This window comes from Mesorhizobium sp. CO1-1-8 (assembly GCF_020164875.1).
Lineage (GTDB): Bacteria > Pseudomonadota > Alphaproteobacteria > Rhizobiales > Rhizobiaceae > Mesorhizobium.
Genome location: NZ_JAIUGZ010000024.1, coordinates 37,877 through 51,592 on the forward strand (window position 1 = coordinate 37,877; position 13,716 = coordinate 51,592).

15 protein-coding genes and 1 pseudogene are annotated in these 13,716 nt (G+C 64.8%); 15 read left to right on the forward strand and 1 reads right to left on the reverse strand.

What is annotated here, in order from left to right:
* Nucleotides 1-105 precede the first annotated feature (105 nt).
* The 5 genes from LB558_RS30550 to LB558_RS30570 all read left to right on the forward strand — a co-directional run bounded on the left by LB558_RS30550 (nt 106) and on the right by LB558_RS30570 (nt 7,356).
* On the forward strand, nt 106-297 hold the full coding sequence (locus tag LB558_RS30550; protein ID WP_224700897.1) for a hypothetical protein: 192 nt from the start codon (nt 106-108) through the stop codon (nt 295-297).
* Complete coding sequence (locus tag LB558_RS30555) at nt 294-551, forward strand: DUF6117 family protein (protein ID WP_224700898.1); 258 nt, start codon at nt 294-296, stop codon at nt 549-551. Before LB558_RS30550 ends, LB558_RS30555 begins: the two co-directional genes overlap by 4 nt.
* Before the next feature lie 174 nt (nt 552-725).
* Nucleotides 726-5,054: a strawberry notch family protein gene (locus LB558_RS30560; protein WP_224700899.1), complete on the forward strand. Its 4,329-nt coding sequence runs from the start codon at nt 726-728 to the stop codon at nt 5,052-5,054.
* A complete protein-coding gene (locus LB558_RS30565; protein WP_412033508.1) occupies nt 5,051-6,088 on the forward strand; it encodes a toprim domain-containing protein in 1,038 nt (345 codons plus the stop codon). Before LB558_RS30560 ends, LB558_RS30565 begins: the two co-directional genes overlap by 4 nt.
* 341 nt (nt 6,089-6,429) lie before the next feature.
* Nucleotides 6,430-7,356 (forward strand): DUF2493 domain-containing protein, encoded by a 927-nt coding sequence (locus LB558_RS30570; RefSeq protein ID WP_224700900.1) that lies wholly within the window; start codon nt 6,430-6,432, stop codon nt 7,354-7,356.
* 118 nt (nt 7,357-7,474) lie between these two features.
* On the opposite strand, the gene LB558_RS30575 is transcribed toward LB558_RS30570, so the two are convergent.
* The gene (locus LB558_RS30575; protein WP_224700901.1) at nt 7,475-7,750 is read right to left on the reverse strand and encodes a hypothetical protein; all 276 of its coding nucleotides are present in this window, start codon (nt 7,748-7,750) and stop codon (nt 7,475-7,477) included.
* 320 nt (nt 7,751-8,070) lie between these two features.
* Here LB558_RS30575 and LB558_RS30580 point away from each other — a divergent pair, with 320 nt between their 5' ends.
* The 10 genes and pseudogenes from LB558_RS30580 (at nt 8,071) to LB558_RS30625 (ending at nt 13,715) form a co-directional block, all read left to right on the forward strand.
* Nucleotides 8,071-8,238: a hypothetical protein gene (locus LB558_RS30580; RefSeq protein WP_023777343.1), complete on the forward strand. Its 168-nt coding sequence runs from the start codon at nt 8,071-8,073 to the stop codon at nt 8,236-8,238.
* Nucleotides 8,239-8,368: 130 nt separating this feature from the next.
* Nucleotides 8,369-8,791: pseudogene (locus tag LB558_RS30585) on the forward strand (hypothetical protein); the annotation flags it as partial.
* A 631-nt stretch (nt 8,792-9,422) separates the two neighbouring features.
* On the forward strand, nt 9,423-9,749 hold the full coding sequence (locus tag LB558_RS30590; RefSeq protein WP_023731557.1) for a DUF736 domain-containing protein: 327 nt from the start codon (nt 9,423-9,425) through the stop codon (nt 9,747-9,749).
* Nucleotides 9,750-9,926: 177 nt separating this feature from the next.
* Nucleotides 9,927-10,187: a DNA -binding domain-containing protein gene (locus LB558_RS30595; protein ID WP_224700902.1), complete on the forward strand. Its 261-nt coding sequence runs from the start codon at nt 9,927-9,929 to the stop codon at nt 10,185-10,187.
* 136 nt (nt 10,188-10,323) lie between these two features.
* A complete protein-coding gene (locus LB558_RS30600; RefSeq protein WP_224700903.1) occupies nt 10,324-10,572 on the forward strand; it encodes a transcriptional regulator domain-containing protein in 249 nt (82 codons plus the stop codon).
* On the forward strand, nt 10,544-11,089 hold the full coding sequence (locus LB558_RS30605; RefSeq protein WP_224700904.1) for a DUF2285 domain-containing protein: 546 nt from the start codon (nt 10,544-10,546) through the stop codon (nt 11,087-11,089). The genes LB558_RS30600 and LB558_RS30605 overlap by 29 nt, the downstream gene beginning before the upstream one ends.
* Nucleotides 11,090-11,228: 139 nt before the next feature.
* Entirely contained in the window at nt 11,229-11,510 is a 282-nt protein-coding gene (locus LB558_RS30610; RefSeq protein ID WP_224700905.1) for a helix-turn-helix transcriptional regulator, read from the forward strand.
* A gap of 17 nt (nt 11,511-11,527) precedes the next feature.
* Nucleotides 11,528-12,688, forward strand: coding sequence for a replication initiator protein A (locus LB558_RS30615; RefSeq protein WP_224700906.1), 1,161 nt, complete (start codon nt 11,528-11,530; stop codon nt 12,686-12,688).
* A complete protein-coding gene (locus LB558_RS30620; RefSeq protein ID WP_224700907.1) occupies nt 12,685-13,173 on the forward strand; it encodes a DUF2840 domain-containing protein in 489 nt (162 codons plus the stop codon). The genes LB558_RS30615 and LB558_RS30620 overlap by 4 nt, the downstream gene beginning before the upstream one ends.
* Nucleotides 13,170-13,715: a S26 family signal peptidase gene (locus tag LB558_RS30625; RefSeq protein ID WP_224700908.1), complete on the forward strand. Its 546-nt coding sequence runs from the start codon at nt 13,170-13,172 to the stop codon at nt 13,713-13,715. The genes LB558_RS30620 and LB558_RS30625 overlap by 4 nt, the downstream gene beginning before the upstream one ends.
* Nucleotide 13,716 lies beyond the last annotated feature (1 nt).

Here is a 13,716-nt window from a genome sequence, read left to right on the forward strand (position 1 = left end):
CCTTTTCGTTTCAGGAGACATCCATGTCTGCCCACATCGTCTATGACAACGCGCCGCTCGGCTCACTGATCCGGTACTCCGGTTCCTGCACATTTCGGGGAAGCGGTGCAGCGCAAGGCCGCACAATTCGAACTCATGTTGGGCTTGCTCAAGCTCATCGTCGGCGATGCTAAGTCCCGCCGACCGACGCCGCCGGGGTGGCTTGGCAAGGCCGAGTGGGCGATCTCGCGCGGCGAAACGATCCTCGCAGGCGCCCGCCATCCAGTTGAACCCGGAGATGCGAAGGACTTGCCATGAGTATTCCCGACCATGCCCGCAGCAACTTCCAGACGCTGCTTCGTGCCGCCAGCGACGGCAACCTCGCGCTGATGAAATGCGCCGACGCGGCGACCGGGCAGCGGCGTTATGCAATCTGCGCGGTCGGGCGCGGACTAGTGTTCACGCCGTTCGGTCATCTTGCCGACGGCAATCCCTATGATGCCTACCTGCCGCCCGATCCCGACGACGCCAATGGTTTCCTACAGAAGTCGGAGCCTGACGGCGGAATATGACCGACATCTGGTTGATACCGGCGGGCGCTCCACCTCATGGCGGGGCGCTTGTATCATTTTAGCTTTGGTCGGTTCCTGAGAGGGAGAGGCGGGCCGGGATGGGTTTGAACCCGTGCGGTCCAGAGAGAGCGCCGCGCGGCTCGATCCTGTCTCCGCTCTCCCGAGGTTCACACCATGTACATGATCTCGCCCGCTGCGACGGTTCCCGCTGCCGCGCCGCTCCCGCTCGCACAAACCCGTCCAGCCGGCGCTATCTTCGCCGCCGCCGGCCTGCTGCTTCCCCGTCTCGAACGCGGCGAGTGCATCGACGCGCCAAAGCTGCGCTCGGCGATGGAAGCCGCATTCGGCGCCTCCGACGCCGCCGGCGCCTGGGACTGGAAGCAGGCCTACGATGCCTGCGAGACCGCGACGGTTCTCTTCCTGCGCAAGTACGGAAAGGCGCTGTTCCGCAAAGCCGCGTCGCCGGCTCTCCGGCTTTCCTCATTGTCGAAGATCGCCGGGCTCATGCCGACGCATACCCGCCGATCCGAAGAGGCGCAGACCCTCCAGCAGTTCTCGACGCCGATTCCGCTCGGCCTGGTCGCGGCAACGGCCGCCGTCATCACGCCCGCCGACCGTGTGCTGGAGCCTTCCGCCGGCACCGGGCTGCTCGCCATCCTGGCCGAGATAGCCGGCGCCTCGCTCATCCTCAACGAGCTTGCCGAGACGCGCGCGGCACTTCTTTCCTGCCTCTTTCCGGCCGTCTCCGTCACCCGCTTCGACGCCGCCCAGATCGACGACCATCTCGAAGTCAGCGCCGTGCCGAGCGTGGTACTGATGAACCCGCCCTTTTCGGTCATGGCCAATGTCGAGGGCCGCATGGGCGACGCGGCCTTGCGGCACATCTCCTCGGCGCTGGCGCGTCTTTCGCCCGGGGGGCGGCTGGTGACGATCACCGGTGCGAACTTCGCGCCCGACCATCAGGCCTGGACCGCCGCATTTACTCGCCTGCAGGAACGTGGCCGCGTCGTCTTCTCCGCTGCCATCGACGGCTCGGCCTACGCCAAGCATGGCACGACCTTTCCGACACGCCTCACCGTCATCGACAAGCTCCCGGCGGACGATCCCACCGTCTTCGCGGATGCTCCCGGCATCGCTCCGGATGCGGCGACGCTCCTCGCTTGGATTGAGGAGCGCCTTCCTGCGCGGCCGCCGGTCGTCATGGCCGCCGTTTCGAGCGCGGCATCGGCGGTCGCCGCGCCCCGCACCGTGCACGGCTATCTCAAACGCGCGGCGAGAACCACGCCACGCAAGTCGATCGCCGAACCGGAAGCCATCGACCTCGCCTATGAGGCTGTCGACTGGCGGGCGGCCGAGGGCGGCCAGATCAGCGACGCCATCTATGAGGTCTACGGGCTTCAGGCGATCCGCATTCCCGGCTCTCGGGCCCACCCCACACAGCTCGTTCAATCGGCGGCCATGGCCTCGGTAGCGCCCCCCAAGCCGAGCTACCAGCCGCGCCTGCCGAAGAATGTCCTTGACCTGCTCTCGGACGCGCAGCTCGAGACCGTCATCTATGCCGGCGAGGCTCACGCCGAATATCTCGCCGGCGCCTGGACGCTCGACGATACCTTTGACGTGGTTAACGCCGCAGCCGATGCCACCGCGGGGGCCGTGCGCTTCCGGCAAGGCTTCATGATCGGCGACGGCACCGGTGTAGGCAAGGGCCGCGAGTCCGCCGCCGTAATCCTAGACAATTGGATGCAGGGCCGTCGTAAGGCGGTCTGGATCTCCAAGTCCGACAAGCTCATCGAGGATGCGCAGCGCGACTGGTCCGCGCTCGGCATGGAGCGCTTGCTGATCACCCCGCTCTCCCGCTTCCCGCAGGGCAACCCGGTCACGCTGGCGGAAGGCATCCTATTCACCACCTATGCCACGCTGCGGTCCGAAGATCGTGGGGAGAAGGTTTCGCGGGTCAAACAAATCGTCGAATGGTTGGGTCCGGATTTCGATGGGGCCATCATTTTCGACGAGGCGCACGCCATGCAAAACGCCGGTGGCGGCAAGGGCCAACGCGGCGACGCCGCCCCCTCCCAGCAAGGCCGTGCCGGCCTGAGGCTACAGCACGCCCTGCCGAATGCCCGCATCGTCTATGTGTCGGCGACTGGCGCCACCACCGTGCACAATCTCGCCTATGCCCAGCGGCTCGGCCTTTGGGGCGGCGAGCATTTTCCGTTCTCGACCCGTGCCGAGTTCGTCGAGGCGATCGAAGCCGGCGGCGTCGCGGCGATGGAAGTGCTGGCACGCGACCTCAGGGCACTCGGCCTCTATACGGCCCGCTCGCTCTCTTTCAACGGCGTCGAATACGAACTGCTCGAGCATGAGCTGACGCCCGAACAGGTCCGCATCTATGATGCGTACGCTGGGGCCTTCGGCGTCATCCATAACAATCTCGATGCGGCGATGCAGGCGGCCAACATCACCGGCAGCACCGGCACGCTCAATGCCCAGGCCAAGTCGGCCGCGCGCAGCGCCTTTGAAAGCGCCAAGCAGCGCTTCTTCGGTCATTTGTTGACCAGCATGAAGACGCCTACCCTGATCCGCTCCATCACCCGCGATCTGGAGGAGGGCCATGCGGCCGTTGTCCAGATCGTCTCGACGGGCGAGGCGCTCATGGAACGGCGGCTGGCCGAGCTGCCGACTGAGGAATGGAACGACGTCCGAGTCGACATCACGCCGCGCGAGTACGTCCTCGACTATCTCGCCCATTCCTTCCCGGTGCAGCTCTATGAGCCCTTCACCGACTCCGAAGGCAATCTGTCGTCGCGCCCGGTCTACCGCGATGGCCAGCCCGTCGAGAGCCGCGAGGCGGTCGCCCGGCGCCACGAGCTGATCGCCAAACTCGCCAGCTTGACGCCTGTCCCCGGCGCCCTCGACCAGATCGTCCAGCATTTCGGGGTGGACATCGTGGCCGAGGTCACCGGTCGCTCGCGCCGCATTGTCCGCAAGGGCGAGCGCCTTGTCGTTGAAAACCGTGCCGGGTCAGCCAACCTCGCCGAGACGCAGGCCTTCATGGATGACCAGAAGCGCGTTCTGGTTTTTTCGGATGCGGGCGGAACGGGGAGGAGCTACCACGCCGAACTGTCGGCCCGGAACACGCGGCTGCGTGTGCATTATCTGCTCGAAGCCGGCTGGAAGGCCGACACCGCGATTCAGGGCCTGGGCCGCACGCATCGCACCAATCAGGCGCAGCCGCCGCTGTTCCGGCCGATCTCGACCAATGTGAAGGCGGAAAAGCGCTTCCTCTCGACGATCGCGCGAAGGCTCGATACGCTCGGCGCAATCACGCGCGGCCAGCGCCAGACCGGCGGCCAGGGCCTGTTCCGGCCAGAGGACAATCTGGAAAGCCACTATGCCCGTGATGCGCTACGGCAACTCTATCTGCTGATCGTACGCGGCAAGATCGAGGGCTGCTCGCTCGAGCGTTTCGAGGCGGCGACCGGTCTCAAGCTGATGGATGCCAATGGCATCAAGGACGAGTTGCCGCCGATAACCACCTTCCTCAATCGCCTGCTCGCACTGACCATTGCACTGCAGTGCGTACTGTTCGGTGCCTTCGAGCAACTGCTGGCGGCGCGCATCGAGGGCGCGATCGCGTCCGGCACCTACGATGCCGGGCTGGAGACGCTGCAGGCCGAAAACTTCGTCGTCATCGATCGGCAGGTGATCTACACCCATCCGCGCACCGGCGCCGAAAGCCGCCTGCTCACGATCACCGAACGCAAGCGCAATCGGCCCGTGACGCTCAATGCGGCGCTCGATCATCTCCGCGATCCGCGTGCCTTGCCGCTCATCAACGAGCAATCGGGCCGCGCAGCCGTGCAGATCCAGCCCCCCAGCGTCATGCTCGACGATGGCGAGGTCGAGCGACGCGTTCGCCTGATCCGCCCAATGGAAGGCCAGAACATGCCGCTCAAGGCCATGGGCGAAACACGCTGGGTCGAGGCAGATCGCGAGGCGTTCATAAATGCCTGGGCGGCCGAAATCGCTGGGGTGCCGGAGTTTTCGGACTCGGTCGTGCACATGGTCACCGGCCTGCTGCTGCCGATTTGGAAGCACCTGCCCAACGAGTCGACCCGCGTTTATCGACTTCAGACCGACGACGGTGAGCGCCTCATCGGCCGCCGCGTCTCGCCGGCATGGGCCGCCAACGCCTCTGCGACGAACATGGTTGCGCTATCGCCGGAGCAGGCGTTTGCGGCTCTGATGGACGGCCGGACCATCCTCGATCTTGCCGAGGATCTCCAGCTTCGCCGCCGCCGCGTCATGGGCGCATGGCGCATCGAATTGTCTGGCTTCACCGACACGATGCGCGAGCGCCTCACCGCCTACGGTCTCTTCCACGAGATCATTTCGTGGAAGCTCAGGATGTTCGTGCCGATCGACGCCAACGGCCTGCCCGTGATCGAGCGCGTGCTCGACCGCTTCCCAATCGAGCGCGTGAGCGAGCGGGGGGCTGCATGATGCCGCCTCACGATGCATCCGACCTCGCACATCGACTCGGCGAACATGCCGAGGAGGTGTGCCGCCACTACCTCTCCAATGGCCGTCGCCAGGGCAACTATTGGACCGTCGGCGACGTCCGCAATGCGCCGGGCCGCTCGATGTTCGTACGTCTGCAGCCATCCCCGAAGGGACCGCCAGGCAAATGGATCGACGCCGCTACCGGCGAGCATGGCGACCTGCTCGATGTCATCCGCGAATCCCTCGGACTGGTCAACTTCCGGGACGTCGCCGACCAGGCGCGCGTGTTTCTCGCTATGCCAGATGCCATGCCACCCCGACCGGCCAAGCCGATCACGCACGTCCCCATTGGATCTCCGGAAGCGGCTCGCCGACTGGTCGCCATGTCGAAGCCCATTATCGGAACCCTCGTGGAAACGTATTTGCGTGGACGTTGCATTACGACTTTGCACGGAACCGCAGCCTTGCAGTTCCATCCATACTGCTACTACCGGCCAGACGATCATGGACCGACCAAGACCTTGCCGGCGATGATCGCCGCTGTCACCGACCTCGATGGACGTCTGACCGGCGCGCACCGCACCTGGCTCGCACCGGACGGCACCGGCAAGGCACTCGTCGACACACCGCGTCGGGCAATGGGTGACCTTCTCGGTCACGCCGTCCGCTTCGGCGCACCCTGCAGCGTCATGGCGGCAGGCGAAGGCATCGAGACGACGCTATCGCTCAGATGCGCCTTGCCCGACATGGCGATGGCGGCGGCCCTCTCGGCGGCTCATCTCGCAGCCATCCTGTTCCCACCGAACCTGCGGCGGCTCTATGTCATCCGCGACAACGATCCGGCCGGTGGCGGTGCCCGAGACAGCCTGCTCGAGCGCGCGACGGACGCCGGAATCGAGGCAATCGTGCTGTCGCCGCAGACGGAGGACTTCAACGAGGACCTCCGCCATTTCGGACTAACCGCCCTCCGCGCCTCGATTGCGGACCAGCTCATGTTCAAGGACCGCCTCCGCTATCTGACACAGGCGGCATGAGCCGTGAGGGGGAAGCTCGCGGCGCACGGTGCCGGTGCGGCGCATGGATGCGTGGCTCGCCGGCAGAGAACCGCGACCCGGCCTTCGAGAGGGCGATCGACCCACGAATTGGCCGGCCAGGCAATGGCGGCGGCCGACTATTTTCCGGCGGCGCGCGATTGCTGGTGAAAGCCAGCGATTGGATGCGACGCCTTTCCATCGCGAGGCAAAATAGCCGGCCGCCGCCATCCTCCGCTACGCTTCGGCCCTCCGCTTCGCTGCGGGTGTCGGACCGTCCCGCCCGTGGGCTCTCGTCGCCATGAAGGCCGCGAGGGTCGCGGACAAACCGACGGAGCACCCCCATGAGCGAGCACGACGACACCGAACCGCACCACGCCGCTTCTCCGACCGATCACATCCTCACCGAACTCCAGCTTTATGGCTGGCGCCCATTTACGGACGAGCCCGATCCGCGACCGCTCCCCGGTGGCGACCACGTGGCCGGAGCCGTGGCCGACATTTTTGACGCCCTCATCGCCACCTTGGCCGACACGCGCCTCGAACCCGACCTCGATGATCTGCTCTGGTCCGTCACCAATGTCTTCCACCGAGCTGTACAACGGATCGAGCGGCAACAGGACGACAACGAGCAGGCCCAGCGCCGCCTGCAGCGCGAACAGGACGGAAGCGAGATCAAGGCGGTTGAACTCGAGACACTCACCGCCCAGGGCCAGACCATGATCGAACGGCGCGACGCCTTCGAGCTCATGCGTGACCAGGCCGCCGACCACTACGATCAGTACACTGGCTCGGCCTGGCGACCGCGCACGGGGTCGATGGTCAACCATCACCATCTCACCGCCGCAATGATCGATAGCCGCGACTTCCTCGCGGCCAGGCGGCGCGCGGAAACCGAGGTCATGTTACCCGCCGGCCCAAAGATCGCCTTCTCCGGCGGCGATACCGCCGATCACGAGCTGATCTGGGCAAAGCTAGACCAAATCCGCGCCAAACACCCCGACATGGTGCTGATGCACGGCGGATCACCGAAAGGCGCCGAAAAGATCGCCGCCCGCTGGGCCGATCATCGCAAGGTGCCGCAGGTCGCCTTCAAGCCCGACTGGACCAAACACGCCAAGGCCGCTCCCTTCAGACGCAATGACCAGATGCTGGCGGTCATGCCGATCGGTGTCATCATCTTTCCCGGCACCGGCATTCAGGAGAACCTCGCGGACAAGGCCCGCAAGCTCGGCATCCCGGTCTATCGGCTCGGCAACGGCGGCGCGTAAGCGCCGCCGGAACCTACCGGCCTAACGAATGCCGGGTAGGCATGGCATCCTTTAAGCCATGTGGCTCGTATCCTTTCCCAAAAACTTCACACCGGACATCGCGCTTGCCGACACCTTCTTACGCAATGCCGCCGCCCACCTCGATGGCGCTGACCGGGCGGCGGATCCAGGCAGGCACAATGCGGCCCTTCACGCCATCGCCATCGCCATTGAATTGCTCCTGAAGTCGCATCTTCTCAGAGTAGCTATCGACGATCACTGGAACCGCCGCCATATCGGGCACGATCTCGGCAAGGCGGCTCTTTACGCCGAGAGAGCTGGGTTGGGCCTGCCACCGCGATTGCACAGCGTCATCGCCCAGCTTCATCCTCATTTTCAGCGTGGCGGCTTCCAACGGGACCCATCGCGATCATGGCCGTCCGGTTTCTCGGCCGACGCCCGCCACATCGCGCGGCAGCTTGCTCAGACTCTCCTGAAGAGCGTCGCGCCAACCACGCCCGCAGCTCCTGACTTGAAGATGACCGCACCACGCGATCCATTGCGCTGATCCTTGGTCCAGCCGACGGCCTAAAGCCATCAACCCGCAAGGGGGCGGACTACGCGAAGCGTGCCGCCGCTCCGGCTTCACCTTCGCGGTGATTGCGGCCATCGGCCGAACACATCGGGCGCCTGTCAGCGGGGGAGGGTCCTCCGCTTCAAACAGGAGCCGGATCGATGTCCTTCGCCGACGCACATGCCTTCGCCTTCAGCCTTGCCGCCACCCTCATGGTCACCATCGTCATCTTTCGTGCCGGCGACGGCACTCTCTCGGTCGTGCCGGCGAACGAGTATGACGGCGAAGACACCGCCATCATCGGCGAAATCGACCCGTTCGCCCCATAACAGGGCGGACATCGCGCCCAGCAAGAACACCGGCGGGTTTCGCCCGCGCTTTTCCTTTGCTATGCTGTGCGCTGCGCCAGGTGGTGGTGGAAGGCGCAATCGCCAGAGCTATTCTCTCGGAGACACCACCATGATCATCCTCGGCATTTTCCTTTGTATCGCGGCCATCGGCATCTTGTGCTGGTTGCTCTTCACCCTTGCGGTCTTCGCGCTTCCGTTGTTCGTCGGCGTCAGCGCAGGTACGTGGGCATTCAACACCGGCGCCGGCTGGCTTGGCGCGATCCTCGTCGGCATCCTCGCAGCCGGGTTGACACTCGGCGTCGGCCAAATCCTCCTCGGCGTTATCAGCTCCATGTGGGCGAAGCTGGCGATCGCGATGGTCTTCCTCGCTCCCGCTATCGTTGCCGGCTACCATGCCACCCATGGCATCGCGAAGCTCATGATGCCTTCGGAAATCTGGCAGATCATCTTTTCCGTCATTGGCGCGTTCGCCGTCGGCGTCGCGGCATATCTGCGGGTCGCGGGCATGGCCGCCGCCGACCAATCCGGTAGGGGCACGGTAAAGCTTAAACCCACGCGAGGGAGGCGGGCGGACCAGAGCGACCAGGGCCGCCTCCTCATCATCGGTGGTTGGAGCAATCGGGCTACAGGCCAAGAATAGGGCAACGGCCACGTGGCGGCGCGGCCTTGTTTGGAGGCTTGGACTTTGTTCGGTCGACGCCGCAAGGCAGGCCGACCAGCCGGTGGCAGGACGGCAGCGCGGCCGGTGACGAGGGCGTTGGAGGTGCGCGGGATCTGGAGCCTGGAATGGGTGGGCGATGCCGGTGAAGCTTGTAGCGATCTGCTGGCGGCGCGTTGGACGCCAACGTCTCCGTTGCCAATCCGTCCCAAGAGCGCTCCAAACGGCCTCTTCAATGGGCTGATCTGCCCGAAGGACGGCTGAACCTCGACCGCCAAAGCCGCAACGACGCATCTCGACTTTCTTCCCCTGCCGGCGCCCACCCCATGTGGCAAGCGCATGGGGACCCCGGGCGCCGCCGTTCCTCGCGAGACAAGAAAGTCGTTCCTGCGCCGTCCTCCGCGTTGCTCCGGTCGCAAGCGATGCGTCGTCGCTCGCCTCCGGCCAAGTGATCGCCATCGAGGCCGCATGGTGCGGGCTCGGGAACAGGAAATGGAGACTTACAATGGCTACCATCGGCACCTTCAAGAAGTCCGCCTCGAACGAGTTCACCGGTGAAATCGTCACTCTCAGCGTCCAAGCCAAGAACGTGCGCATCGTCCCAGACACCCGCGCCACCGGCGAGAACGCTCCCAGCCACCGGGTGCTGGTCGGTCGCGCCGAGATCGGCGCCGCCTGGTCGAAGACCTCCAACGAAGGCCGCGACTATCTGGGTCTCAAGCTTGACGATCCGAGCTTCAACGCCCCGATTTACGCCAACCTTTTCGACGACGAGGAAGGTGAGGGTTTCTCGCTCATCTGGTCCCGCCCGAACGCGCGGCGGGGTGACTAAGGACCCGCGCAGGCCCCGGCCGGAAGGCCGGGGCCTTCTTGCGCGGACGTCCGGTTCGGTTCACTCAAGCCGAGAGCGATGCTGAAATCGCATCGCCTGATGCTGATCAACCATCCTCCGTCGGCGCTATTGTTTCTATAAAATGCAGGCTTTCACTCTGTGAAGGCGAGGCAAGCGATGATCGAGCCGTTTGACGAAACCGCGCCGACCAGTGACGAACTCACCGAATACGATCGGGAACACGTCAAGCTCTATATGCGCCTGCTTGACGCCGCCGACGACGGCGCGGACTGGCGCGAGGTGGTCGAAATTCTCTTCGGCATTGATCTGACGAAGGAGCCAAAACGCGCCCGGCGCATCCATGACAGCCATCTGGCGCGAGCGCGCTGGATGGCCCGTGCTGGCTATCGCCATCTCTTGCGTCAACCCGGCAGCTAGCACCGCCGCTCCTGTCGTTCCCGGGTGATGCCGAAACGGCATCACCCGATGCCCGGCGAGGGTCTTCCGCCAATCGCTACAACCCGGAATGGTTTTGAGGCGGGGTCTACGCGTTTCTAGCGTGAGGAGCTCTTGGATGAGGCCGGATACGTCGCATTGGCGAGACAATGCCAGCTATGATTATTTCGATACATCGCCCATCGAAGGGCTCGCCTGGGAGTGTCTGCGGCGTCACGAACCCTATCAACGGCACTATCAAGCGCTCCTGACCACAAGAGCCGAAAAAGCACCCTTCCACCCTGAGACACAGCGGCTTTGGGGGTTACGATTTCCCGGCCAGGCCGGATTTGTCCGCCTTGGCGCAAGACGTTCTGTGGTCGCCTGACGTCGATCCAGCTGTCGTTTCTCTCGTGCCGGCGCCGGAATTCCTGTCGTCCTTGCGATCGGTGCCTTTGACCGGCCTGGGGGTGGTCCACGACAGTCCTGAAGGACGTCATAGTGTCCACGGTACAGGTGTCGCCACCCAACTTCTCCTTCTGCCCGGCAGTGACCCGCACGGCCACCTGGCGGCGCTGATCCCCTTGGATGCAGAAACGTTGGGACGGATCGAAGCACTCACCCGTTTCTGGCGTTCCTTGCAGGGGCGCCCAACAGCTTCGGACACGCGTATGACCCCACAGCAGCGCCGCCGGTTTCGTCTGATGATGCAGGCCGCTGACGGCCGTGCGAACGGCGCGAGCTACCGCGACATTGCGGTTGTGTTCTACGGACACAAGCGCATCGCCGCCGATCCTTGGAAGACCTCGGCGTTGCGCGATGCGGTGATCGGCCTCGTCGAAGGCGCCACCGCCATGATCGGCGGCGGCTATTTGCAAATCCTGCGTCATCGCCGCCGATCGTAGCGGTTGTGACACTGGACAGGGGGTGGGATTTTAGCCTCCCTCAACTTCCCCATCCCTTGCGAAGCCCATTCTCCGCCACCGTGGTCGCCGTCCACCGCTGAACGCCAGCGGCTGCCCAAACCCCACGGAGGTCCGACCCATGCGACCCGATATCGCCGTTTTGCCGCCGCGCTTCCTGCGCACCAAGGAAGCCGCGGATTTTCTCAGCCTGTCCGCCCGCACGCTCGAAAAGCACCGTACCTATGGTACCGGTCCTTCCTACCGCAAGCTCGGCGGCCGCGTCGTCTATGCCGTCGACGATCTTCAGGCTTGGGCCGAACGCGGCGCTGTCACCTCTACATCCGATCCGCGTGGGTCGGTCCTGCCGGCCAAGCGTCACACACCGATGCCGCCGGCGCATGGCGGACGATACGCACGCTGACCGCGCGCGGATTTCAAATGGTGGCACGAAACCAATCCCTATCGGAGCGCGGGCAGCTCGACCTGTTCCGGGCGCTGCCTGGCGACTTCGCCCCACGGGACACGCAGGATCTCATGGCCTATCCGTTCTTCTCCCTTTCCAAGACCCATCGCGTCACCCCGATCGACTTTGCCGCGGGCAACGTCACGATCCGGGTCGAAGCCGTACCCGATCATGGGATGGCGACCATCTGGGACGCTGACATCCTGATCTGGGCCGCGAGCCAGATCGTCGAGGCGCGCGACACCGGGCTTCGAACCTCGCGCCTGATGGCCGCCACGCCCTACGAGATTCTCACCTTCGTCGGCCGCGGCAAGAGCCTGCGCGACTATCAACGCCTGAAGGCGGCACTTGACCGGCTGCAGTCGACCACCGTCTCGACGACCATCCGTCAGGCCGCCGAGGGCAGGCGTCACCGCTTCTCATGGATCAACGAGTGGCAGGAGCGCATCGATCGCCATGGTAAACCCGCGGGGATCGAGTTGATCGTCCCCGACTGGTTCTACCAGGCAGTCCTCGATGACGCGCTCGTGCTGACGATCGATCGCGCCTATTTCGACCTGACTGGCGGGCTGGAGCGCTGGCTCTATCGGCTGGTGCGCAAGCATGGCGGGCGCCAGCGCGACGGCTGGCGCTTCGACTTCCGTCACCTTCACCTAAAATCCGGCGGCCTGTCGCCGTACAAGCGCTTTGCCTTCGAACTGCGCGACATCATCCGCCGCCAGCCGCTGCCCGGCTATACCCTTGCGCTGGAAGTGGAGATTGGGGGCCGGGCGCTGCTCGCCTTCGAGCGCATCGGCTCCTGTGGAAGGCCTGTGGACGGCCTCGTGCTATCGGGAACCGGACCTATCGTGCCATCGGGAACCGCAGGCTCGTGCTATCAGGAACCCAAACGGGGCCTAACCCTAGGAAAGCAAAACCGAAATCGCGCCCTTAACTTAGACTCTAACCCAGATTCTAACCTTGAAGAAGAGCGCGCGCGTGATGTGCAAAGGCTCCGACGAACCAGCGACGCACTCAGCATAGACACCGACAAGACCTCGAATGCTCCATCGGTTTCTGACGGCAGCAGCACGGCAACCGGCGTCTCCGAAGCCCCGAATCCGCCTCTTGATCCGCGCTCGGGAGCCACCCGATGATCGCCGCCACGCACTACGCTCGCGACGAACTCGTCCATGTCGAACTGACCTGGGTGGAGAAGAGGATCGAGAACTGGATACGGTTCGGCACGCACGCCCAGGAACAGATCGTCGATCGTCGCCGGCGCATTCTGTCCTATCGGCCCGGCACGGTCTTCGCGTTCGTTCGGTGGGCCGCGAACGACTTCGGAACGATCATCTCACGCATCGATATCGTGCGTGCGGTCAGACGTGGCGAAGCCTATCAGACACTGCCCTTCGTGCGCCCCGGCGGCGACATCCTGCTGAAGGTCGAGAGCTGGCCCAAGGTGGAACGCGTGCTGCAGGCGATCGACGCTATACAGCGCCTCGACATCGAGCCTGAGTTGGTGTCGCCCGATCATTGGCGGCACATCCACAACCGGATTACCGCCGGCCACGCGCCGCGCAGCTACACACTCGACCAACATCGCGCGTTCCTGCTGCGCAAGAGGAACGAGCCGTGACGCGCGCCGGGATCATCCTCGCTAGCGTTCTCGCAACCATGGGCGTCGGCTATCCCGGCCTCACTTCGATGCCCACGAAGCTCATCTGGAATGCGTCGGCCAGCGCACCGATCGGTCTCTACACGATCGACTTCTATGGACCGTTCGAGGTCACCGATCTTGTGGCCGTCGCCGCGCCTGAGCCACTCGCCGCGTTCCTCGCTGATCGCGGCTATCTGCCGAGGGGCGTGCCACTCTTGAAGCGCATCCTTGGCGTTGCCGGGCAGCGTGTCTGTCGCTCGAACCTCACCATCACTGTCGATGGCGTCGAGGCGGGCGTGGCGCTCGAGCGTGATCGGGCCGGCCGTGACCTGCCTGTCTGGCAGGGCTGCCGCCGCATCGCGACCGGCGAAGTCTTCCTGATGAACCGGCAGGTCCGCGACAGTCTCGACGGACGCTACTTCGGCCTTCTCTCCACCGACCGGATCATCGGCCGCGCCGTCCCGCTGTGGACGGACGAGGGCGGCAACGGCCGCTTCGAATGGCGCGCGCCAACGCGGTGAG